The 20,908-nt window shown below is 67.8% G+C and carries 20 protein-coding genes and 1 pseudogene; 7 read left to right on the top strand and 14 right to left on the bottom strand.

Annotation, left to right across the window (positions count from 1 at the left end; all coding sequences use genetic code 11):
• Window position 1: 1 nt before the first annotated feature.
• The gene (locus tag JOF56_RS29745; protein ID WP_209642784.1) at window positions 2-1,345 is read right to left on the bottom strand and encodes an ABC transporter substrate-binding protein; all 1,344 of its coding nucleotides are present in this window, start codon (window positions 1,343-1,345) and stop codon (window positions 2-4) included.
• 26 nt (window positions 1,346-1,371) lie between these two features.
• Complete coding sequence (locus tag JOF56_RS29740; protein ID WP_209648562.1) at window positions 1,372-2,604, bottom strand: ROK family transcriptional regulator; 1,233 nt, start codon at window positions 2,602-2,604, stop codon at window positions 1,372-1,374.
• A gap of 156 nt (window positions 2,605-2,760) precedes the next feature.
• Here JOF56_RS29740 and JOF56_RS29735 point away from each other — a divergent pair, with 156 nt between their 5' ends.
• Window positions 2,761-3,066, top strand: a complete 306-nt coding sequence (locus JOF56_RS29735; RefSeq protein ID WP_209642783.1) for a hypothetical protein — start codon at window positions 2,761-2,763, stop codon at window positions 3,064-3,066.
• Between the two features lie 43 nt (window positions 3,067-3,109).
• Here JOF56_RS29735 and JOF56_RS29730 read toward each other — a convergent pair whose 3' ends face one another.
• A complete protein-coding gene (locus tag JOF56_RS29730; RefSeq protein WP_209642782.1) occupies window positions 3,110-4,150 on the bottom strand; it encodes a ferrochelatase in 1,041 nt (346 codons plus the stop codon).
• Between the two features lie 19 nt (window positions 4,151-4,169).
• Window positions 4,170-5,762, bottom strand: coding sequence for a Na+/H+ antiporter (locus JOF56_RS29725; protein ID WP_209642781.1), 1,593 nt, complete (start codon window positions 5,760-5,762; stop codon window positions 4,170-4,172).
• Between the two features lie 222 nt (window positions 5,763-5,984).
• On the opposite strand from JOF56_RS29725, the gene JOF56_RS29720 reads away from it, so the two are divergent.
• Window positions 5,985-6,872, top strand: coding sequence for a hypothetical protein (locus JOF56_RS29720; RefSeq protein ID WP_209642780.1), 888 nt, complete (start codon window positions 5,985-5,987; stop codon window positions 6,870-6,872).
• Window positions 6,873-6,917: 45 nt separating this feature from the next.
• Here the strand turns inward: JOF56_RS29720 and fabI are convergent, their stop codons facing one another.
• Both fabI and fabG read right to left on the bottom strand, forming a co-directional pair.
• Window positions 6,918-7,685, bottom strand: a complete 768-nt coding sequence (gene fabI, locus JOF56_RS29715; RefSeq protein ID WP_209642779.1) for an enoyl-ACP reductase FabI — start codon at window positions 7,683-7,685, stop codon at window positions 6,918-6,920.
• Between the two features lie 30 nt (window positions 7,686-7,715).
• The gene (gene fabG / locus JOF56_RS29710; RefSeq protein ID WP_209642778.1) at window positions 7,716-8,420 is read right to left on the bottom strand and encodes a 3-oxoacyl-ACP reductase FabG; all 705 of its coding nucleotides are present in this window, start codon (window positions 8,418-8,420) and stop codon (window positions 7,716-7,718) included.
• Between the two features lie 200 nt (window positions 8,421-8,620).
• Between fabG and JOF56_RS29705 the strand changes: the two genes are divergently transcribed.
• Window positions 8,621-11,092, top strand: coding sequence for an FtsX-like permease family protein (locus JOF56_RS29705; protein ID WP_209642777.1), 2,472 nt, complete (start codon window positions 8,621-8,623; stop codon window positions 11,090-11,092).
• 338 nt (window positions 11,093-11,430) lie between these two features.
• Here the strand turns inward: JOF56_RS29705 and JOF56_RS29700 are convergent, their stop codons facing one another.
• Complete coding sequence (locus tag JOF56_RS29700; protein WP_209642776.1) at window positions 11,431-11,793, bottom strand: serine integrase family protein; 363 nt, start codon at window positions 11,791-11,793, stop codon at window positions 11,431-11,433.
• 361 nt (window positions 11,794-12,154) lie between these two features.
• On the opposite strand from JOF56_RS29700, the pseudogene JOF56_RS58325 reads away from it, so the two are divergent.
• Window positions 12,155-12,283 (top strand): annotated as a pseudogene (locus tag JOF56_RS58325) (TAXI family TRAP transporter solute-binding subunit); the annotation flags it as partial.
• An 87-nt stretch (window positions 12,284-12,370) separates the two neighbouring features.
• Window positions 12,371-12,649, top strand: a complete 279-nt coding sequence (locus JOF56_RS29695; protein WP_209642775.1) for a GlsB/YeaQ/YmgE family stress response membrane protein — start codon at window positions 12,371-12,373, stop codon at window positions 12,647-12,649.
• A gap of 46 nt (window positions 12,650-12,695) precedes the next feature.
• Here the strand turns inward: JOF56_RS29695 and JOF56_RS29690 are convergent, their stop codons facing one another.
• From JOF56_RS29690 to JOF56_RS29660, 7 genes are all read right to left on the bottom strand, one after another.
• The gene (locus JOF56_RS29690; protein WP_209642774.1) at window positions 12,696-13,292 is read right to left on the bottom strand and encodes a DUF5655 domain-containing protein; all 597 of its coding nucleotides are present in this window, start codon (window positions 13,290-13,292) and stop codon (window positions 12,696-12,698) included.
• Between the two features lie 13 nt (window positions 13,293-13,305).
• Window positions 13,306-14,298 carry a VWA domain-containing protein gene (locus JOF56_RS29685; protein ID WP_209642773.1) on the bottom strand — a complete coding sequence of 331 codons (993 nt, stop codon included), beginning with the start codon at window positions 14,296-14,298 and terminating at the stop codon, window positions 13,306-13,308.
• Complete coding sequence (locus tag JOF56_RS29680) at window positions 14,298-15,182, bottom strand: DUF58 domain-containing protein (protein ID WP_245380208.1); 885 nt, start codon at window positions 15,180-15,182, stop codon at window positions 14,298-14,300. Before JOF56_RS29680 ends, JOF56_RS29685 begins: the two co-directional genes overlap by 1 nt.
• Window positions 15,183-15,241: 59 nt before the next feature.
• Entirely contained in the window at window positions 15,242-16,300 is a 1,059-nt protein-coding gene (locus tag JOF56_RS29675) for an AAA family ATPase (protein ID WP_209642771.1), read from the bottom strand.
• A gap of 76 nt (window positions 16,301-16,376) precedes the next feature.
• A complete protein-coding gene (locus JOF56_RS29670; RefSeq protein ID WP_209642770.1) occupies window positions 16,377-16,859 on the bottom strand; it encodes a hypothetical protein in 483 nt (160 codons plus the stop codon).
• Between the two features lie 28 nt (window positions 16,860-16,887).
• On the bottom strand, window positions 16,888-17,445 hold the full coding sequence (mobA, locus tag JOF56_RS29665) for a molybdenum cofactor guanylyltransferase (RefSeq protein WP_307855315.1): 558 nt from the start codon (window positions 17,443-17,445) through the stop codon (window positions 16,888-16,890).
• A gap of 7 nt (window positions 17,446-17,452) precedes the next feature.
• Entirely contained in the window at window positions 17,453-18,775 is a 1,323-nt protein-coding gene (locus JOF56_RS29660) for an NlpC/P60 family protein (RefSeq protein ID WP_209642768.1), read from the bottom strand.
• 157 nt (window positions 18,776-18,932) lie between these two features.
• Between JOF56_RS29660 and JOF56_RS29655 the strand changes: the two genes are divergently transcribed.
• Entirely contained in the window at window positions 18,933-19,400 is a 468-nt protein-coding gene (locus JOF56_RS29655) for a hypothetical protein (protein ID WP_209642767.1), read from the top strand.
• Window positions 19,397-20,884 (top strand): flagellar basal body protein FliL, encoded by a 1,488-nt coding sequence (locus JOF56_RS29650; RefSeq protein ID WP_209642766.1) that lies wholly within the window; start codon window positions 19,397-19,399, stop codon window positions 20,882-20,884. The genes JOF56_RS29655 and JOF56_RS29650 overlap by 4 nt, the downstream gene beginning before the upstream one ends.
• Window positions 20,885-20,908 lie beyond the last annotated feature (24 nt).

Genomic DNA, 20,908 nt, shown 5'->3' with positions numbered 1-20,908 from the left:
GCTACTTGCCTTGCTTCTGCGCCAGCGCGTCGTTGATCTGGTCGTCCACCTTCTTCAGTCCTGCCTGCAGGTCCGGCACCTTGCCCGCGACCCACTGCTCGGCGAAGTCGTTGACCGCCTTCAGGTGCGCGTCGCCGATCGCGGTGGACGGCTTGGTGACCAGCTTGCCGCTGCCGTAGATGTCCAGGAACGTCTGGAACTGCGGCTGGTGCTTCAGCTCAGGCGACTTCAGCGAGTCGATAGTGCTGGGCAGGTTGTTGATGCCGTTGGAGAACTGCACCAGCGCGCCGGTGTCCAGGGTCAGGTACTTGATCAGTTCCCAGGAAGCGCCCGGGTTCTTCACGCCCTTGGGCAGCGCGATGATCGTGCCGGTGACCAGTCCGCCGCCGTACATCGAGGAGTTGGCCGACGACATGGGCGACGGCGCGGTGCCGTAGTTGAGGGTCGGCGCGGTGTCGGCGATGAACGCGGTACGGAACTCACCGTCCAGCGCCATGGCCAGCTTGCCCTTGTGGAAGGCGTTGTCCGGGGAGTACTCGTCGCCCAGGCCCGCCTTGAACTTCTCCAGCTTGTCCACGCCGTAGAAGTCGACGAGCTTCTTCTGGAACTCGAACATCTCCTTCCACTGTGGACTTCCAGCCAGTCCGGACTTGCCTTCGGCGTTGAGGTACTTCGCGCCGAACATCGGCGACCACACCTCGGCCAGGTTGCCGTAGAACGGCATGGAGGCGGAGAACCCGGCGACCTCGATCGAGCCGTCCGGCCCGAACTTGGTCAGCTTCTTGGCGTACTCGAACAGCTCGTCGGTGGTCTTGGGCGGGCCGCTCAGCCCGGCCTGCGCGAACAGGTCCTTGTTGTAGTACAGGCCGAACGCGTCGGCCAGCAGCGGCATCGCGCAGCGCTTGCCGTCGAACGTGGTGTAGTCGCGAACCGCCTGCGGGATCTGGTTGACGTCGATCTTGTCGCGCTCGATGTACGGCTTGAGGTCCTGGAAGGCACCGCTCTGGCACCAGTTGCCCAGGTTGTCGGTGTAGAACGAGATCGCCACGTCCGGCGGGCTGCCCGCCTGGATGGACTGGGTGAGCTTGTCGTCGTCCTGGTTGCCGGTGTGCTTGACCGTGATGTTCGGGTACTTGCTCTTGAAGCCGTCGAGGACCTTGTTGAGCTCCCGTTCCTCCCGGTCGGTGAACTTGCTGTAGACCTCGAGGGTCAGCGTGGCGTCCTTGGCCGGAGCGGCGCCCGGGTCGCCGCTCGTGCCTCCGCCGCCACCGCCTGCCGCACCGGAACAGGACGCGACGAGTAACGCCACCGAACACAGCAGCACACGCATGGGGGCCTTGCGCATTTGCCCTCCTGGGGGAATTGGGAAAACTAGTCGGACGCCACCCGACTGGCGTGCTCCAGTCGGTGTGAGGGTTCGGTGATATCGCCGGTGAGCCCGAAGACCTGCTCCCGGACCACCGCAAGGGCGGAATGCAGCGCGCCCGCCCGCACGGCGTTGCCGGCGAGCGCGCTGAACTCCACTGGAGTGCGGGGTACCACCATGCTCCGCAGCTCCGCACTGATCAGCCGGCACAGCGTCGATCCGCCCGCCAAGCCGGTTTTCCCGCACAGCAGCACCAGTTCCGGGTCCACCACGCTGACCACGCCGGCAACGCCGGTGGCGACCCGGCGAGCCAGGTCGGTGAGGAACTGTTCCCCTTGCTGTTGTTCGGAAGTCTCCGCACTTTCAGTGATCTGACTGACCGCCTTGGCCACCGCGGTCCAGCCGTTGCGCGCGGCGATGCCGTACGCCTTGGCCAGCTTCACCACGTTCGGCGAGCTGACCAGATCGCCGAACCGGGTGCCCGTCGCGGGAATCCCGGTGTCGGCCGCGGCCCGGTCGGGCACGTGCATCCAGTCGATCTCACCGGCGCCGCCGGTCGCGCCGCGCAACAGCTTGCGGTCCACCACGATCGCGCCACCGATGCCGTGATCCAGCCAGATCATCACGAAGCTGCGGGCCGCGGTGGCCTGCCCGGCGATCATCTCCTCGAGCGCGACCAGGTTCACGTCGTTCTCGATGGTGACCGGGACACCGAGTTCGGTGCCGATCCGGCCGGGCATGTCAAAGCCTTCCCAGCCAGGCAGATGCGGTGCGAACCACAGGTGCCCGGTACGCGGGTTGATCGCGCCGGGGGTGCCGACCACGATGTGCCGCAGGTCGTCGAGGGTCAGCCCGGCCCGTTCGCACGCTTTGGCCGTGGCGTCCCGGAAACCGCGCAGCACCTCGTCGGCTGTGCCTCTGGGCGGGACACCTTGCCGGTGCTCGGTGAGCACCGCGCCGGAGATGTCGGCGATCGCGATGTCCACGCCGCGCGGCGTCAGGTCGATCGCCGCGACGTGCGCGACCGCCCCCTTGACCGCCCAGAGCTGTGCGCGCGGGCCCCGCCCGCCGCCACGCAACCCTTCGCGGACAACAACTCCCTCTTCCTCCAGCCGCGCAAGCAGCTGGGCGGTCGCCGGCTTGGACAGGCCGATCGCGTACTCCAGCTCGGATCGCGTCAGCGGGCCATCGCGCAGCAGCGCGTCGATGGCCGCGCGATCGTTGATCTCGCGCAGCAGTCGCGGACTTCCCGCTCTCAACTCGGCTCCCGGGATAGGGTCTAATTAATCTGGTAACTTCCCAGACGATTTACGGTGACGCTAGTCACCAGGGCGGCAATGGTCAAGACCAGTAACCGGAGCGAGATGTCGGACCCCGGGTTTACGGTGACCCCCATGCAGGCCCTACCCGAGGACTACATCCCGACGCGCGTGGTGCTCTACACGTGGGGTCGCGAGAACGGCACTCCTCCACGCCCCCTTGTGGAGTATCAGTGGAGTGAGGCGGAAGGCGTCACGCACACCGTGCTTGACCATGCCTATGCCGCCAAGGCCAAGCGCTTCCTGCAGGAGGGCGCCAGCTTCGAGCAGGAAAGGCGCATGGCGAAGCCCGACGAGGGCCCGGTCTTCATGCGTGCGCTGTTAGGCCATGGCAACTCGTCGAGCTACTACTGGTTCGTGGACATGACTCCACGGAGCTAGAGAGTGTCCATTTTGTCCGGATGAACGCGGTTCGCGTTCGCCATCACGAACGAGCGGGCCGCTTCGCCGGTTCGCAGCAGCCGACCGCGCACGGCGCGCCGTTCACGGTGCAACCGGCCTGGGTGAAGTCCGACAGCTTGCGGGCCTCGGCACCTTCGGTGTGTTCCCGGACCAGCTCGACCACGAGCTGGGCGAAGCGCGGGTCGCCGTTCGGCGTGGCGCCCCTGGCGAAGGCCATGCCCAGCTCGGCGGCCTTCTCGGCGGCCTCGTTGTCCAGGTCCCAGATCACCTCGAGGTGGTCGCTGACGAACCCGATCGGGCACACCGCGACCGCCTGGAGGCCTTTGGCGTGCAGATCCTCGATGTGGTCGACGATGTCCGGGTCCAGCCACGGCACCTGGGGCGGGCCGGACCGGGACTGCCAGACCACGTCGTACTCGGTCACGCCGACAGCCTCGGCAACGAGCCTCGACGCTTCCTGGACCTGCTTGGAGTAGCGTCCGCCGCCCTCCTCAGGCGGCCCGGCCGCGCGGTCGGCGGAGATCGGCACCGAGTGGGCCGTGAACACCAGCCGCGCGCCCTCAGGCAGGGACGCAAGGGCCGTACGGGTGGCGTCGGCGAAGGCCTCGATGAACAGCGGGTGGTCGAAGAACTGCCGCAACTTCACCAGTTCAGGTGACTGCGGCCCAACGGCCGCACGGGCGCGCAGGATGTCCTCGTCGTACTGACGGCAGGCGGAGTAGCCGCCGTACGCGCTGGTCGGGAACACCAGGGCACGCTGGACGCCGTCGGCGGCCATCTTGCCGACGGTGTCCTCCACCATCGGGTGCCAGTTGCGGTTGCCGAAGTACACCGGCAGCTTGATGCCCTGCGCCGCCAGCTCAGCCTCGACCGCGGCGATGGCCTCCCGGTTGAGCCGGTTGATCGGCGAGACCCCGCCGAAGTGCTGGTAGTGCTGTTCGACCTCGTCCAGCCGTTCCGGCGGCACGCCCCGGCCGCGAGTCACGTTCTCCAGGAAAGGCCGGACGTCGGCCGGGCCCTCAGGCCCGCCGAAGGACAGCCACAGCAGCGCGTCGAAGCTCACTGCTCCATCCTGCCGAACGTCATTCGACCACTTCACGCCGGGACAGCCGGACTTCCTCGATGTCCAGTTTCGCCTGGATATGGCGTAGCACGGTGTCGTCGATCAGCTGCTCGTCGCGCAACCGCACGATCGTCGACCGCTTGTGCGAGAGCATCGCCAGCCGCAACGCCTGGTAATCCGCCTCGAGGCGCCGATACGGGTGCTCGTCGACGTCCTCGTCGCCATCGCTTTCCCGCAGGAGCTGCATGTGCTTCTCGTACTCGCGCCGGGTCCGTTCGATGATCAGCGGATCGGTCCCGAGCTCGGCCGCGATCTTCGGCATCGCCTCGAACGCCGCTTCGGAAGCGGTCCGGACCGCCATCGCGCGTTCCTCGTCGAGCTGGGTGTCGGGTGGCAGCTGGGCCCACCGCAGCACCGGTGGCAACGCCAGGCTCTGCACCACCAAGGTCACCGCGATCACCCCGGCCGTGACGAAGATGATCAGATCACGCCCGGGGAACGGTGTGCCGTCCCCGGCGAGCTCAGGCACCGCGAGAGCCGCCGCCATCGACACCGCGCCACGGAACCCGGACACCCCGCTGACGATCCGGGCCCGCGGGCCGGCCCGCAGCTCCCGTTGCCGTGGCCGCCGGTCGATGGCCCGGATGATGTACGGGGTGGTGAACAGCCACAGGAACCGGACCCCGATCACCGCCACCGAGATCAGCCCGACCAGTCCGAGTCCACTCAGGACACCAGTCGAGCTGAGCCCCCGCACCGCGGTGTTGGCCTGCAGACCGACCAGCACGAACAGCGCACCGTTGAGCAGGAACGTCGACAGGCCCCAGAACGCCTCGCTCATCCGCCGGGTGTCGGCGTGCACGAGCCGCGGCCCGATCTGGCTGAGGATCAGTCCACAGACGACAACCGCGAGCACCCCGGACGCGTGCACGACCTCCGCCAGGAGGAACGCCACGAACGGGGTGAGGATGCTGACTGTGCTCTCGTACAACGGATTGTCGAGCCGTTTACGGACCTGCACCGCGAGCCAGGCGGCGATGATCCCGGCGATCGCTCCCCCGCCGTACGCGAGCACGAACAGCCAGGACACGTTGCCAAGACTGAAAGTCTCGGACCCGGCGGTGACCGACACCGCGATCCCGAAGATCACCAGCGCGGTGCCGTCGTTGATCAGGCTCTCGGCTCGCAGGGTCGTCATCGTGCGGCGAGGCAGCCCACGCGCCAGCACTCCGACCACAGTGGCGTCAGTCGGCGCCAAGGCCGCGCCGAGAATCCACGCCGGTCCCCATGCCATACCGAGCGCGTGCGCCACCGCGGCAACTCCAGCCGCGGTGGCGACCACAAGAACAGTGCTCGACAGGATGATCACCCGCATGAAGCGGCGGATCTCCCGCAGCGAAGTCGTCAGACTTTCCCAGTAGAGCAGCGCGGGCAGGAAGACCAGCAGCATCACTTCGGACGGCAGCGAGACTTCCCGCAGCAACGGGATGAACCCGATCAATGTCCCCACCACGAGCAACATGACCGGCGCGGCGACCTTCAACCGCCGCGCGGCCACACTGCACGTGAGAACAGTGACACCCAGGATCACGATCAGTTCAAGACCCAGCATCGAACCTCCTGGGCAGCAGACCGGGGTGAACGCGTGGAATCCTGCATCACCACAGGCCGGCAAGCCAGTCCGCCACGGCAACGGCCGAAGAATCCGGCCCAGCGACAGCGACGAGAGGAATGTCCGGACAGAGTGTCCGGACATTCCGTCTTGACAGAGCATCCAGCATGGTCGCATGCTGCGAGTGGGCGAGCTGTCGGGACGACGTTCGGAAGTGACGCGATGACTGTGGTTCTGTGGGTACCGTTGGGGGTTTCCGTTGCCATTGTCGGAGTTTCGGCCGGGGTGCACAGTTGGCTGGTTCTGCTTGCGCGCAAGGGGACGTCCGGGACTGAGTACATGCAGATCGCGCTGGCGCCCCTGTCTGTCGCCGCGTACGTGTCGACCTATGTCGGCGGGATCTCCGGGCTGCTACTGGCCTCGGCGACCGGCTCGCCGATCCTTCGGTTCCTGGCCGGGGGCCTGGGCGGTGGCCTGCTGACGCTCAACGCGCTGTCGCATGTCGCGCGGTTGAGGGAACGGCGGCGCAACCGGAAACTCGATCGGGTGATCAGCCAGGACGAGATGCTCGAACTGATCAGATCCCAGACCATCAAGGGCTTCTGTAAGCAGAAGGACGGAGTCGTCCGGTTCACATACGTCGACTACTGGCAGAACGGAGAGTACATACGGCGCCCGTCCAACGCGGACGGCGCTGGATACCCGGCCTATGTCGCCGCGGCCGACGACGTCAGACGGCAACACGGCCACACTGTCTCGTATCGCAACGAAAGCGACCCCCACGATCCGCTGACCCCCGGTGGTCGTTGGATCACCGTCGAAGAGGCAACCGCTCTGTTGCAGGCGAACGAGATCAAGACCTTCGCATACACCGGCTCCGGGGGCTTTGCCCACACGACGTTCAAAGGCACGCCCACCGGTATCAGGCTGCTCGACCACGGCTGGGTGCGGCATATCCATGTCAATCCGGCCATGGAGGCGACGATGATCCCGATCGCCCGCGACGCCCAGCGCCGCCACGGCAGGCCGCAATTCTGGATGAACGGCCGCTACGAACAGACTCCCCCGGACGCCGGACATTCTCCCGGGGAAGCGCGGCACTCGACCTGACGGCCGGGCACGCCCCGCCGCGAAGCGGGGCGCCCCATCCGGCAGTCACATGCCGACGGCGTGGAACCCCCCGTCGACCATCACCATGGAGCCAGTGGTCGCGGGCAGCCAGTCCGACAGCAGCGCGCACACGGACTTGCCGACCGGCTCGGGGTCCTCGACCTTCCAGCCCAACGGCGCGCGCACGGCCCACTGGTCCTCGAGCATCTGGAAGCCCGGGATCGACTTGGCGGCCATCGTGCGGACCGGGCCCGCGGCGACGAGATTGACCCGGACGTGCTGCGGCCCCAGTTCCCTGGCCAGGTAGCGGGTCACCGACTCGAGGCTGGCCTTGGCCACGCCCATCCAGTTGTACGCCGGCCATGCCTGACGCGCGTCGAAGTCCATGCCGACGACCGACGAGCCCTGGCTCAGCAGCGGCAACACGGCCTTGGTCAGCGACATGAACGAGTACGCCGACACGTGGACGGCGGTGGACACGTCCTCCCATGGCGCTTCCAGGAACGGGTTGCCCAGGGTGGAGGCCGGGCCGAAGGCGATGGAGTGCACGATCCCGTCGAGCCCGTCGACGTGCTCGGTCACCTTGCCCGCCAAGGTGCCGAGGTGTTCCTGGTTGGTCACGTCCAGCTCGATCACCGGCGCGGGCTTGGGCAGCCGCTGCGCGATCCGCTGGACCAGACTGAGCCTGCCGTACCCGGTGAGCACCACCTCGGCACCCTGCTCCTGCGCGATACGCGCCACGTGGAACGCGATCGAGGCGTCCGTGATCACGCCTGTGATCAGCAGGCGCTTGCCTTCGAGCAGTCCGGTCACAATCTCTCCCTTTACCCTAGGAATCGGACTTCAGTGGCCCATGCCGAGGCCGCCATCGACCGGCAGCACGGCGCCGGTGATGTAGGCGGCGGCGTCGGAGCCCAGGAACGTGGCGGCGGCGGCGATCTCCGCGGTGTCGGCGTAACGGCCGACGGGGACCTGCGCCAGGATCTGTTGCTTGCGCTCCTCGGGCAGGACCGCGGTCATCTCGGTGGCCACGAAGCCCGGCGTGATCACGTTCGAGGTGATGTTGCGGCCGCCCAGCTCACGCGCGAGCGAACGGGCGAACCCGATCAGACCGGCTTTGCTGGCCGCGTAGTTCGCCTGGCCCGCGCCGCCGGAGAGGCCAACGACCGAAGAGATGAACACCAGACGGCCCCAGCGCTTCTTCAGCATGCCGCGCGATGCCCGCTTGGCGACCCGGAAGGCGCCGGTGAGGTTCGCGTCGAGCACGCGGGTGAACTGCTCCTCGCTCATCCGCAGCAGCAGGGTGTCGTCGGTGATCCCGGCGTTGGACACCAGGATCTCCACCGGGCCGTGCGTCTCCTCGATCTCGGTGAACGCCGCGTCCACCTGCTGCGCGTCGGTCACGTCGCACTTGACCCCGAGAAGGCCGTCGGGGGTATCGGATCCGCGGTGCGTCACCGCCACTTTGTCGCCCTGGTCGGCGAATGCGCGCGCAATCGCCAGACCGATGCCCCGGTTACCACCAGTGACCAATACCGACCGTGCCACGATCAACTCCTCAGCCCCGCCACATCGTGCTCGCGCCACAGGCTAGCGGCCCCGCACCTGGTCCGACGCATCCGGGCCGCGTGTTGTGGTAGGGCTAACCCCCCGCTGAACCCGGCGTTCAGCACCATGGGCCGAGCACCGTCCGCAGCAATAGCGTCGAGCCACAAACAATTGGCTGAAGAATTGGGGACGGTCTCGCCATGGTACGCCTGACGTTACGAACGCTGCGCTATCGCAAGGGTGGTTTCGTCGCCACTTTCATCGCGTTGTTCTTCGGCGCGGCGATCGTGATGGCGTGTGGCGGGTTGATGGAGACCGGCATCCGGACGGCGATCCCGCCGCAGCGCCTGGCCGGCGCGGACGCCGTGGTCGTCGCCGAGCGGTCCTTCGACCAAGCCAAGGAGAACCCGGCGGACGAGGACGAGGACTCCGAGCGGTCCGTCCTGCCTGAGCAGGTCCCGATGGACGCGGGCACGACAGCCAAGATCCAGGCCGTGCCCGGCGTGGCGAAGGTCGTGCCGGACATCTCGTTCGAGGCGACTCTGTTGGGCGCGCCGACGTCATCCGGCCACGGCTTCGAGTCGGCGGTCCTGGGCGCGCACACGATCACTGGCAAGGCGCCGCAGCCGGGTCAGGTCGTACTGGCCACGAGCTCAGGCAAGCAGATCGGCGACCAGGTCGACATCTCTGTGCGCGGAAAGGTCGGCAAGTACACCGTGTCCGGGCTCGGGACGTTCGCCCAGCCGGTGATGTACTTCTCCGCCCAGGACGCGCAGCGGCTGGGTGAGCTGACCGCGATCGGCGTGGTCGCCGCGCCTGGTACCAACATCGAAACGCTGCAAGAGCAGCTGACCAGCGCGCTGGGTGCCAGGTTCGACGTGCTGACCGGCGACGAACGCGGCGCCGCGGAGTTCCCGGAGGTCGCCAGGACCAGCGAGATGCTGATCACGCTGGCCGGTGTGTTCGGCGGGTTTGCGGTGATGGTGTCCATGATGGTGGTCGCCAGCACCCTCGGGTTGTCGATCCGGCAACGCAGGCGGGAGATCGCGCTGCTGCGGGCGGTCGGCACGACGCCGGGACAGATCAAGCGGATGGTCTTCGGCGAGGCGTTGATCGTGTCCGTGCTGGCCACGGGTGCGGCCTGGGTGCCGGGTTCCTGGCTGGGCAAGGCGTTGTTCACGCAGCTGGCCGAGAACGGTGTGGCCGGCCCGGAGATCCAGTTCCACCAGGGCTGGATCCCGTCGGTCGTCGGCGCGGGAGCGGCACTGCTCGCCGCCCAGGTCGCCGCGATCGCGGCGGCTCGGCGCGCGGCTTCCACCCGTCCGACCGAGGCCCTGGCTGAGGCCGCCGTACAGCGCAAGTGGCTGACCTGGTTCCGGCTGGTTTTCGCCGTGCTGGCGTGTGGCGGCGGCACGGCGTTGGCAATCGTGACGGTCACCGTGATGGAAGGCCCGATCGCCGCGTCCACTGCTGGTCCTGCGGTCTTGTTGTGGGCGATCGCGTTCAGCCTGCTTTCGCCGGGTGCGACCAAGGTGATGATGGCCGTGATCCGCTGGCCGATCCGGGCGCTGACCTCTGTGCCAGGCTCGCTCGCGATGAGCAACACGCGGGTGCGGGTCGTCCAGCTGGCATCGGCGGTCGCGCCCGTGATGCTGGCGTCCGGGTTCGCGTTCGCGCAGATCTACACGCAGACCACCTCAGTGGAATCCGCGCAGCGCGCGTACACCGAGAACCTGCGGGCCGACGCCGTGCTGATCTCGACCACCGGCGGCTTCTCCCCCGATGTCCTCAGCGCGGTCCGCAAGGTCCCCGGTGTCACGGCCGCCTCAGAGTGGGTGACCAGCACGGGATTCGTGGAAGCGCCGTACGACCGCAAGCAGGGTGATGACGGCCTCGCGCTGCAGGGCGTCACCGCGTCCGGCGCGTCGGAACTGACCTCGGTGTCCATCGCGGCCGGCACGCTGACAGGCCTCACCGGCAACACAATCGCCCTGCCCGCAGCGCACGCCGATGCAATGGGCGTCGCCTTGGGCGACAAGGTCTCCATGCGGTTCGGCGACGGCCAGATCGTGCCGACAACCGTTGTTGCCTTGATCAACAGCAAGCAGGGCTTCGAAACCGCGCTGGTGCCCGCGACACTCCTGGCCTCCCACACCACCGCGGGCGTCGCCAAGCAGATCATGGTCCGCACAAGCGACCCAGCCGCGCTCGCCACCATCCCCGGCGTCCGGGTCGCCGACCGATCCGTGCTGACCGAGGCGTACGCCGCCGAACAGCAAACCCAGGCGTGGATCAACTACCTGCTCGCAGGCATGATCATCCTCTACACGGCGATCTCGGTGATCAACACCCTGGTGGTGGAGACCGCGGACCGCCGCCGCGAGTTCGGTCTCCTGCGCCTCTCCGGCGCCCGCCGTGGCCAGGTACTGCGAATGGCAGGCGTCGAAGGCCTCGCGATCGCCATCGCCGGAATCGGCCTGGGCACGCTGATCTCCGCGGGCACACTCGTCCCGTTCAGCCTCGCCGCAATGGATTCCGTCCTGCCCTACGGTCCAATTTGGATCTACCTGGCGGTGGCAGGCGCCGCCGGCATCCTGACCATGGCAGCCACCCTCATCCCCACCTGGTTCGCCCTCCGCCCCCGCCCAGTCGACACAGTCACAGCACCATAGACAGAGGGCCATAGGCGCGGATCCCCCTCATCCCTTGGCGTGATTGTGGTCGGGTCCGCGCATGGCGAACCGTAGGCGTGATTGCCAGTCGCGTGCCCCGCGACGCTCAGCCCGTGCTACATGGAGGGTGACACCTGCCCTAGGTGGCTGGTGTCGAATGGGGTTCTGGGCGGTTGATCCGGGCGTTGAATGGCGAGCGGGTCGGCCTGTTTGCTATTGGTGGTCAAGCAAAGGGCCGTAGTAGATGGGGCGCCCTACGTCAGGGCCGTCCTGGTGTCGCAGGATCTTTCCGTTGTGCGTAGCTATACCGCGAAGAGCAGGGTTGGACAGAATGGCTGTCACAGCAGGCTGCCCCATCGCGGCGCGTCCTTTCCGGCCGCCGCCCTCTTGGCCGCACTCTCTTTGACAAGCGACCGTGCGAGGGGCGATGCGATACCCGCCTCGTTGAGCCATGCGGCGATACCGGCCCGCGACTGCCGCCCGATCTTGGGGTTGTCACCGAGAAACCGGCTCACAATTTCGGCGACCACCCGTGCCGCATCAGAGTCCGGTTCGAGCGCGTACCCCTCGCCGTCCGGGTGTGGGCACAACAGGTATCCGTATGGCACGCGGCCCGCTCCCCAACGCCCCACTCGGCGCATGTGCTTGCGGGCACCGAGAACGCGGTCCGTGATCTTCTTGCCTTCGATTTCGGCGCGCAACCGAGTCCGTCCACTATGGACCAAATGATCGTGGCGGTGCCGATCTCAGCCAGGCGCTGGATGTGTTGCTGGACAACACGATCAAGTACGCGGGTCGCGGCGCGCAAGTCGAGCTGGGCGGTCGATGGTCCGATCACAGTGGCCGACAACGGCCCTGGGATGCCGCCGGAAGATCGAACGCGGGCCACACGCCGGTTCTGGCGGTCCAGCCGGGACGAGCACCCCGGGCACCGGGACTCGACCGGCGCAGCCTTGTTCGGCGACCGGCTCATCGCGGCCGCCGTCGTGCGGGTCCGCGTCGAACACCTCACACTCGGCCAAGCCGTCGCCGGCCTGACCGAACGCGGTCTGTACTGGTCGGAGGGCCGCGGAGCTCGTCCCCCAGCAAGCCCGGGGCACCCAGTTCCTCGACGCCCGGACCCTGATCGGCACCGGCGGGGTACCGCTGCATCCGGGGGCCGCTGCCAGGTACCGCGACCTGCACGGATAACAGTTTGTGTTTCCGTCGTGCCGATGTTGGGGACCCTTGGGACCGTAAGCGTAGAAGGTTCACGGCACTACCCCAGGAGAGTGTGCGATGACCATCGAATCGATCATCGGCGCGATCGTGATCGGGCTCGTCATCGGCGTGCTGGCACGGATGATCCTGCCCGGCAAGCAGAACATCCCCATCTGGCTGACCATCGTGACCGGCATCGTGGCCGCGTTCCTCGGCAGCCTGGTCGCCGGCTGGGTCGGCGTCCGGGACACACCGGGCATCGACTGGATCGAGTTGCTGTTCCAGCTGGGCGCCGCCGTTGTCCTGGTCGGCATCGTGGCGGGCGCGTACGGCGGCCGCCGAGGCGTAAACCACTGACCCACAGACCTGATGGGCCCCTCGTGTCGCGGCACGAGGGGCCCTCTCATGTGTTCTGTTCGTACGCGACGGCCAGCCAGTAGCTGACCTCGTCGTCGACGTCCTCGAGTCTGGACAGCGGGATGCGGTGGGTCATGGTGTCGTCACGCAGCAGTTTCGCCGACTGCAGCCGCTCGGCGAACCGCAGGTGGCCGCTGGAGAGCTCCACGATCCGCAGGCCCAGGTCGACGCGGGTCTTGGTGGTCGGCTTGACCATCGCGAACTTGCGCCGCCTGGTCCGCAGCGTCACGAACGTCTTGCGGGCCTGCACCTCCACCAGGCCCTCCTGCGCGATGCCGACACCGGCCTCGATCACCTCGTTGAACACCGGCCGCAGGTGCTCCCGGCCGGCGAACTGGTCGTCCACCAGCTCCTCGGCGGTCTTGAGCAGGAAGTCCGGGTAGCCGAACCGCTCCATGATCAGCAACTGCTGGGCGTAGCCGTTGATGTTGCGGGCCTTGAGCCAGTGCATCAGCTCGTCACGCGAGCCGATACCGGTCTCCTTGATCCGGACGTTCCAGTCGTCGACACCTTGGCCGGTCTGACGCTTGAGCAGCTGTGCCGACCACTCGTGCATCTCCCGCCAGTCCTTGGCGTCGACCATCTGCGCCTCCCGATCAGGGCAGGCGCTGCCCTATGAACAGCGCGCTGGCCGCGGCGGTGATCGCCGCGAGCGTGCCCAGTATCAACCATGGACGGCTGGCATCGGCGTCTTTGACCTCATAACCGATTTGTTCACCCAAAGTGTCGTAAACCTTGCGCAGTTCATCAGCGGTCGCGGCCTTGTAGAACTCGCCGCCGGACAGTTTCGCGACCTCTTCGAGCGACTCGTCGTCGACCGGCACCGGGGTGCGCCGCCCGTCGATGTTGACCGTGCCCTCACCAGTGCCGAAGGAGATCGTCGAGACCGGGATCTTGGCCTCGGCGGCGGCCCGGGCGGCGGTGAACATGCCGCGCGGATCGTCCTGGTTGTCGGTCGGAATGGTCTGCTTGCCGTCACTCATCAACACGATACGAGCCGGAGGCGGGCCCTCCTGACCACCCACGACCTCGGAGAAGCTCTCGATGGACTGCAGCCCGGAGAAGATCGCCTCACCGGTGGCGGTCGACTGGGCCAGCCGTAGCGTCTCGATGGCCTTGACCACGCCCTGCCGTGACGTCGTCGGCGAGACCAGCACGGTCGCGGTGCCGGCGAACGAGATCAGGCCGAGGTTGATGCCCGGCGTGAGGCCCGCGGCGAACGACTTGGCCGCGGCCTGCGCGGCCTCCAGCCGGTTCGGCTTGACGTCGGTGGCCTCCATCGACAGCGACACGTCGATCACCAGCATCACGGTCGCGCGGTTACGCGGCACACGCGCCTCCGCGGTTGGACCCGCCAGCGCGATCGTGAACAGCGTCAGCGCCACGAGCAGCAGCGTGATCGGCACATGCCTGGCCTTACGCGTCCGCTTGGGCGCGATCTTCTCCAGCAGCGCGAGGTTGGTGAACCGCATGGTGTTCCTGCGGCGCTTGCGTTGCAGCAGGATGTACCCGCCCACCAGCGCGGCTACCGCGATCAACAGCAGGAACCACCAGGCGTCCGCGAACCTGCTGAGGCTGAACCCGAACATCAGGCCGCACCTCCTCCAGACCAGCCACGTTTGCGGGCGACCACGAACCGCACGGTGTCGGCCACCCAGTCGGAATCCGTACGCAGTACCAAGTGCCCGGCACCAGCCCGGCGGATCGCGGCCGCGACGTTCGTGCGGTGCTGCTGGGCAGCGGCCGCGAACTCACGGCGGAGCAGCGGCGAGGCGTGCACCTCACGCTGCCGCCCGGTCTCCGGGTCGGACAGCACGACCGTGCCCACGTCGGGCAGGTCCACGTCACGCGGGTCAACGACCTCGATGGCGATCAGGTCGTGCCGGGCCGACAGGCCTCGCAACGCCCGCTGCCAGGTGACGTCACCCAGGAAGTCGGAGATCACCACGACCAGCCCGCGCCTGCGCGGCGGGCGACGCAACTGCTCGATCAGGGTGGCCAGGTCACCGGCCGTGCCTTCAGGCGGGCTCGGCGTCTCAGCGACCTTACGGATCAGGCCACGTGCGTACGCCAGTCCTCCACGCGCGGGGATACGAGCCATGTGATCCCCCGTCGACACGACGGCACCTATGCGGTTACCGCCGCCGCGCGTCAGGTGCGCGACCGCAGCCGTCGCCGCGATGACGAGGTCACGCTTCTCACAAGCGGCCGTACCGAAGTCCAGGCTCGCGGACAGGTCGATCGCGAGCCACGTCTCCAGCTCGCGGTCCGCGACCGTCTCACGGATGTGCGGCGTTGTCGTTCGCGCCGTCACGGCCCAGTCCATCCGGCGGACGTCGTCGCCGGGCTGGTATGGCCGGGCCTCACCGGGCTCGGTGCCCGGACCTGGCACCAGGCCCAGGTGGTTGCCCTGCAGCAGCCCGTCCAGCCTGCGCCGGACGTCCAGCTCAAGCAGCCGGAGCCCGGCTTCCATCCGGTCCCCGCGCAGAATGGGCGGTGTCCAGGATGGACGCTCCTGCTCTTCTTTCTGGCTCACGGCCGGCTAGCCACGCCTGCGGGTGCGTGCATTCCCTGCGGCGGCTGTGGCTGCTGCGGCCGCGCGGAGACCTGTGGCAACGGCACGGTCTGGAGCACGCGCGTGATGATGTGGTCCAACGGGACAGCGTCGGCCAACGCGTCGTACGACAGCACAAGGCGGTGGCGCAACACGTCCGGCACAACGTCCACAACGTCCTGCGGCAGCACATAGTCACGTCCGCGCACCAACGCGAGTGCACGCGATGCAGCCACAATGCCGAGGCTCGCACGCGGCGACGCGCCATACGCGACCCAACCGGCCACATCGGTCAGACCGTGCTCAGCAGGAGTACGCGTCGCGAGCACAAGCCGCACGACGTAGTCGACGAGCGCGTGGTGCACGAACACCTTGGACGCGACGCCCTGCAACCTCGTCAGCTCGTCGGGCGAGAGAACCTGCTGCGGCACAGGCGCCTCGACGCCCATCCGGTAGACGATCTCGCGCTCTTCCTCGGCCGTCGGGTACTCGACGATGATCTTGAAGAGGAACCGGTCGCGCTGCGCCTCGGGCAGCGGGTACACGCCCTCGTTCTCGATCGGGTTCTGGGTGGCCAGCACCAGGAACGGATCAGGCATCGGGAAGGTCTTGCCGCCGATGGACACGTGCCGCTCGGCCATCACCTCGAGCATCGCCGACTGCACCTTGGCCGGTGCGCGGTTGATCTCGTCGGCGAGCACGAAGTTGGCCACCACCGGGCCGAGTTCGACGTCGAACGACTCGCTGCCCTGCCGGTAGATGCGCGTGCCGAGGATGTCGGCGGGCACCAGGTCGGGGGTGAACTGCACGCGGGAGAACGAGCCGCCGACCACCCGGGCGAACGTCTCCACCGCGAGGGTCTTGGCGACACCGGGCACGCCTTCCAGCAGCAGGTGACCCTTGGACAGCAGGCCCACCAGCATCCGCTCGACCAGCCGGTCCTGCCCGACGATCACCCGTTTGACCTCGAACACGGTGCGTTCGAGCAACTGCGCGTCATGGGCCGGGGTAGTCGTCCCGGCCTCGGGTTCCGTCACGGGCCAAACCTCCTAGAAGACACGGCGATCCGCCAGGACCAATGCAATCCGATGAACGGTGTGACCCCTGTAAAGCTCAGGACTCGAGCTCTTTGTTCTCGCCGCGCCTGCGCATGTACTCGAACCCGGGGATGCCCAGGATGGCCTGGCGGACGTCCTTGGCGACGTCGAGCAGTTCGTGGATGTCCGGGCCGACCCGGCCCATGGTGGCCAGGATCGGCATAATGTCGCGGGTCATGTGCTCGGCGAGCTTCGGCAGCTCGTCCACCAGTTTGATGGCGGCCTCGACCTCGTGCGCGGAGAGCTCCGCGACGAACCTGAGCATCGGCTTCGTGGCCTCCACGACCTCCTCGGCCGCCCGCGTGACCTTCTGGGCGTGCACGACCGCGGCCTCGGCGGAGGTGACCACCGCGTCGGTCCGGTCGACCAGTTCGTTCGCCCTGGCGACGGCCCGTTCCGCGGCTGTGAGCAGGTTGAACACCCGCCCGGGAATCGAGATGACCGTGGTGGCGGTCTCGACGGCCCAGCTGACAACGGCACGGGGACCAGGAAGGCTCATAGGTTCGATTGTCCCGGAAATCCGGCGTTCATGCTGGCAGGTCGCCGGGAGCGTCCACGTCGTCGGCCTCGCCCCGCTGCGCCGGGATGAGCGTCAGCGGCAACCCGCCGAGCACCGATTTCAGTGACCTCCCAACGGAATCCGGCGGCACGGCGGCACGCAGCGCGGCCAGCCGCCAGACCGCGTGCATCCACTGCGTGAAGCCCTCCGCGTCGACCAGGAGCGCGCCCAGGACGGCCGGATTCTCGTCCAAAGCGGACCTGAGCTTCGCGACCGTCCGCGGCCCGATCCCCAGCAGATCCCCAGCCAGCACAGCGACATGCGTGTCATCCGGCAGATCCGCCAACGCCTCGACACCGGCCGCCAGCGCGGCCAGCGGCCCCGAACCAGGCGGCTCCTCCCGCACCCACCGCACCGCCGCGCCGATCTCCCGCGCGGGCCCCACCACCACAATCCGCTCGGCACCCCGCACAGCGTCGACAGACCGGGACAACAGGGTGCGACCGGCCACCTCGATCATCACCTTGTCCACGCCACCGAGCCGGGTCGCCTTGCCACCCGCGAAAATCACCGCCGCCAAGCCCACCGGCGAATTAGAACACCCGGGCGGCATAAGGCACGATCCCGCCGTAGCGCACGGGCGCGATCCGGACCCGGGAGCCTGAGTACGGGGCCTCGACCATCTGGCCGTTGCCGATGTAGAGGGCGACGTGGTGGATCCGGCCGCCGGTCGCCCAGAAGAGCATGTCGCCCGGTGCCATCTGGGACAGCGGGACCCGCCTGCCCGCGTCGGCCTGGTAGCCGCTGTAGTGCGGAAGGCCGACTCCGACGCCGGCGAAGGCGTAGATCATCAGGCCGGAGCAGTCGAAGCCGACCTTGGCGTAGTCTCCGAAGGAGTCCGCGATGCCACCGTCCCGGATGCCGCGGGTGGGGCCGTGGGCGTTGCCGCCGCCCCAGGCATACGGCATGCCCAGCTGTGAGAGCGCGCGGGCGATCACGACGGCAGGGCCGCCACCGACGACTGCTGGACGGCCCGGAGCCGGTCGGCTGGGGCGTGCGCCGCCTCCGGGCTTGTTCGCGGCCGCGGCCGCCGCGGCCTGCTTGGCGCGTTCCTCGTCTTCGCGTTGCTTGGCCGCCTGCCATTCGCGATACCGCTGCAGTTGGGATTCCAGGCCGCCGACCTCGGCCTGGGCCCTGGTCAGTTCCTGCTCGGTCTGGGCCTTGGCCGCCTCGATCTGTGCCGCTTCGCCCGCCTGGCTGCGGCGGGCCTGTTCGGCCGCGCGAGTGGCGTTGTCCGCGACTCGTTTGGCATTTTCGGCCGCGGTCTGCTTTTCGTTCGCGGTATTCACCGCGGCCCGCGCGAGTGACTCTTTGTTGGCCTGTTCGATACGGGCTCGTTGCATTCGTTCGAGCGCGTCGATCTGGCTGCCGCTCACCGCATTCAGCAATGCCGCCCGGTCCAGCAGATCCTGTGGGCTCTTCGCGCCGAGGAACGCCGTAATGGAACCGACCGTGCTGCCTTGGCGGAAACTCGCCGCGGCGAAGTCGTCGACTTCTTTGTGGACCTGGGCAATGGCCGCGGACGCCGCGTCGGCCTCGGTCTTGGCCGCGGTGGCAAGACTCCGGGCTTTCGCCGCCTCGTCGCGGGCATTGTCCAGGTCGACCAGCGCTTTGTTGGCGTCCTCCATTTTCAGCTCGACCGCGGCCTGCAGGTCGATCAGCTTGGTCTCGGCGGCCGCCAGCTGGTTGGTCAGCTCGCCGACCCGGCCGGCCTTGGCGTCCCGGTTGGCCTTGCTGTCCTGGATCTCCTGGTCACTGGGCTTCGGCGGAGGCGGCGGGACCGCGAAGGCGCAGGGGGTGGCGGCCAGGACGAGCACTGCCGCCAGGACCGGGATGGCCGCTCGACAGACCCGCACGGCGCCTCCTGTTTGCAGACCGCTTCCGTCACAGCAGAACGTGCCGTAACAGTGACAACATAGTCACCGTGCATCACAAAATCCTCTTTGGACAGCCCGGACGTGCCGAATCGACCCGAAAGAGGGACACGATCCAGCGTGCTGCGACGATGAGCGTGTGCGTACTTTGATGCCGAGGATCGGGGCCGTCGGGGCAGCCACCGGTTTGGTGACACTGATACTCGGCACGTTCCTGGCATGGACGCGGTCCGGATCGGTCTACCGCGACAGCTATCAGTCTCTCGGCCTGCTCAAGCAATTGGGTTTCATGGGGGCGTTCCCCGCGCTGGACTTTTTCCTGCAGGGATGGCTGGCCGTTATACCCGCAGTGGCGATAGCAATCGCACTGTACGCTCTGGGACTACGCAGATCGGCCGCAGGACTGGCGGCCGTCCTGGCGATATTGATGGGAACGATCGCGGGGGTGGCGGCCGTCCAAGGGGGTGGCACGAACGGACTCGTGGGGATAGCCAGCGCCGGGCCGGTGGTCACATTCATCGGTGCGCTGCTGGCCTTGCTTGGGGCCGTGACCGTTCTTGTCAGCCAGCGCACCCGCATGAAGCAGCAAACAGGAGGGGAACCGTGACCTACCCGCCGTCCGGCGGCCAATGGCAGCCCAACGACCCGAATCAGTACTTACAGCAGCAGCCGGGTACGCCGAGCGGGCCGTTTCAGGCTCAGCCCGGTTACCCGCAGCAGCCGGGCGGCTACGCGCAGACGCCGCCGCAAGGTTACCCGCAGCAGCCGGGATATCCCCAGCAGGGCTACCCGCAACAGGGCCATCCCCAGCAGGGTGGCTACCCGCAGGACGCCTACCAGCAGCCGATGTACGGCGCACCGCAGCAGGGCGCCGGCTTCCCGCCGCCGAAGAAGAAGCGGACCGGCCTGATCGTCGGCGTGTTCGTCGCCGTGCTCGCCCTGGTCGCCGGCGGCATCGTCTACTTCGTGGCGTTCAACAAGTCCGACCACGTCGCCGAAGGCGCCCCCACCCCGTCGGACGCCGCGCAGAAGCTGATCGCCACGGTCAGCAACGGTGACGTCGCCGGCCTGCTGACCTCGCTGCCGCCGGCCGAGGGCAAGCTGCTCAGCGACCTCAACACCCAGGCGTTCGCCGAGATGGAGCGCCTGGAGGTGTTCAAGAAGGGCGCCGATCCGAACAAGATCCCCGGCGTGCAGGTCAAGACCGAGGGCCTGAAGTTCGACGACGCCAGGAAGCAGGAGGTCAACGACCACCTGACGATCACCATGCTGACCGAGGGCAAGGTCACGGTGACCTCGGACGCGCGCAACCTGCCGCTCACCGAGAAGTTCCTCGACCTGGCCGGCGCGCCGTCCAAGCCGGAGACCGAGACGTTCGACATCACCAAACAGGTGCAACGCACCGGCAAGCCGATCCGGATCGCCACGGTCAAGGTCGACAACGAGTGGTACCCGAGCCTCTTCTACACGATCGCGGACTACGCGCTGCAGGACGCCAGGAAGTCGTGGCCCAAGACCTCGATCCCGGGCAACGGCGCGGGCAGTGCCCAGGACGCGGTCAAGCAGGCGGCCGACGCCGCGGTCAACGCCGACTTCAAGCGGCTGATCGAGCTCATGCCGCCCGACGAGATGGGCGCGTTGCACGACGCGGGCCCGGTGCTGATCGAGTCGATCGCCGGCAAGGCCAGGCCGACCGGCGCGAAGATCAACAAACTGGAAGCCGACACCAGCAGCGTGACCGGCGGTACCCGGGTCACGTTCAAGGAGCTTGAGGTCACCGCCGAGGGCGAGACGGTCCGCGTCGTCAAGGCGGGCGACTGCTACGAGGCGAGCTCCAAGGGCCGCACCGAGAAACTGTGCGCGGCCGACCTGGCCACCGAGATCGGCGGCAGTCGCATGCCGGCCCAGGCCAAGACCGCCGTGACCAACATCGTCCAGGGCGTGTTCAAGAGCGGTGTCGGCGTGGTGGCCACCGAGGTCGACGGCAAGTGGTACGTCAGCCCGGGCCGTACGTTCTTCGAGCTGTTCCTGACCGTGCTGCGCGGTGTGCAGCCGGCTGACATCGAGGCGTTGCTGAAGTCCGGACGCTGATATTCGATCTCCGCTGCCCCCGCG

It is taken from the genome of Kibdelosporangium banguiense, assembly GCF_017876405.1.
Taxonomy (GTDB): Bacteria; Actinomycetota; Actinomycetes; order Mycobacteriales; family Pseudonocardiaceae; genus Kibdelosporangium; species Kibdelosporangium banguiense.
The sequence above is the reverse complement of the archived record's forward strand: the minus strand, read 5'-3'. Positions and strand labels throughout refer to the sequence as shown.

Coding starts and splice junctions, on each gene's coding strand:
- JOF56_RS29745 (WP_209642784.1), bottom strand. CDS start 1,345: ATGCGCAAGGCCCCCATGCGTGTGCTGCTGTGTTCGGTGGCGTTACTC.
- JOF56_RS29735 (WP_209642783.1), top strand. CDS start 2,761: ATGCAGGCCCTACCCGAGGACTACATCCCGACGCGCGTGGTGCTCTAC.
- JOF56_RS29725 (WP_209642781.1), bottom strand. CDS start 5,762: ATGCTGGGTCTTGAACTGATCGTGATCCTGGGTGTCACTGTTCTCACG.
- JOF56_RS29720 (WP_209642780.1), top strand. CDS start 5,985: ATGACTGTGGTTCTGTGGGTACCGTTGGGGGTTTCCGTTGCCATTGTC.
- JOF56_RS29705 (WP_209642777.1), top strand. CDS start 8,621: ATGGTACGCCTGACGTTACGAACGCTGCGCTATCGCAAGGGTGGTTTC.
- JOF56_RS29695 (WP_209642775.1), top strand. CDS start 12,371: ATGACCATCGAATCGATCATCGGCGCGATCGTGATCGGGCTCGTCATC.
- JOF56_RS29690 (WP_209642774.1), bottom strand. CDS start 13,292: ATGGTCGACGCCAAGGACTGGCGGGAGATGCACGAGTGGTCGGCACAG.
- JOF56_RS29685 (WP_209642773.1), bottom strand. CDS start 14,298: ATGTTCGGGTTCAGCCTCAGCAGGTTCGCGGACGCCTGGTGGTTCCTG.
- JOF56_RS29680 (WP_245380208.1), bottom strand. CDS start 15,182: ATGGAAGCCGGGCTCCGGCTGCTTGAGCTGGACGTCCGGCGCAGGCTG.
- JOF56_RS29670 (WP_209642770.1), bottom strand. CDS start 16,859: ATGAGCCTTCCTGGTCCCCGTGCCGTTGTCAGCTGGGCCGTCGAGACC.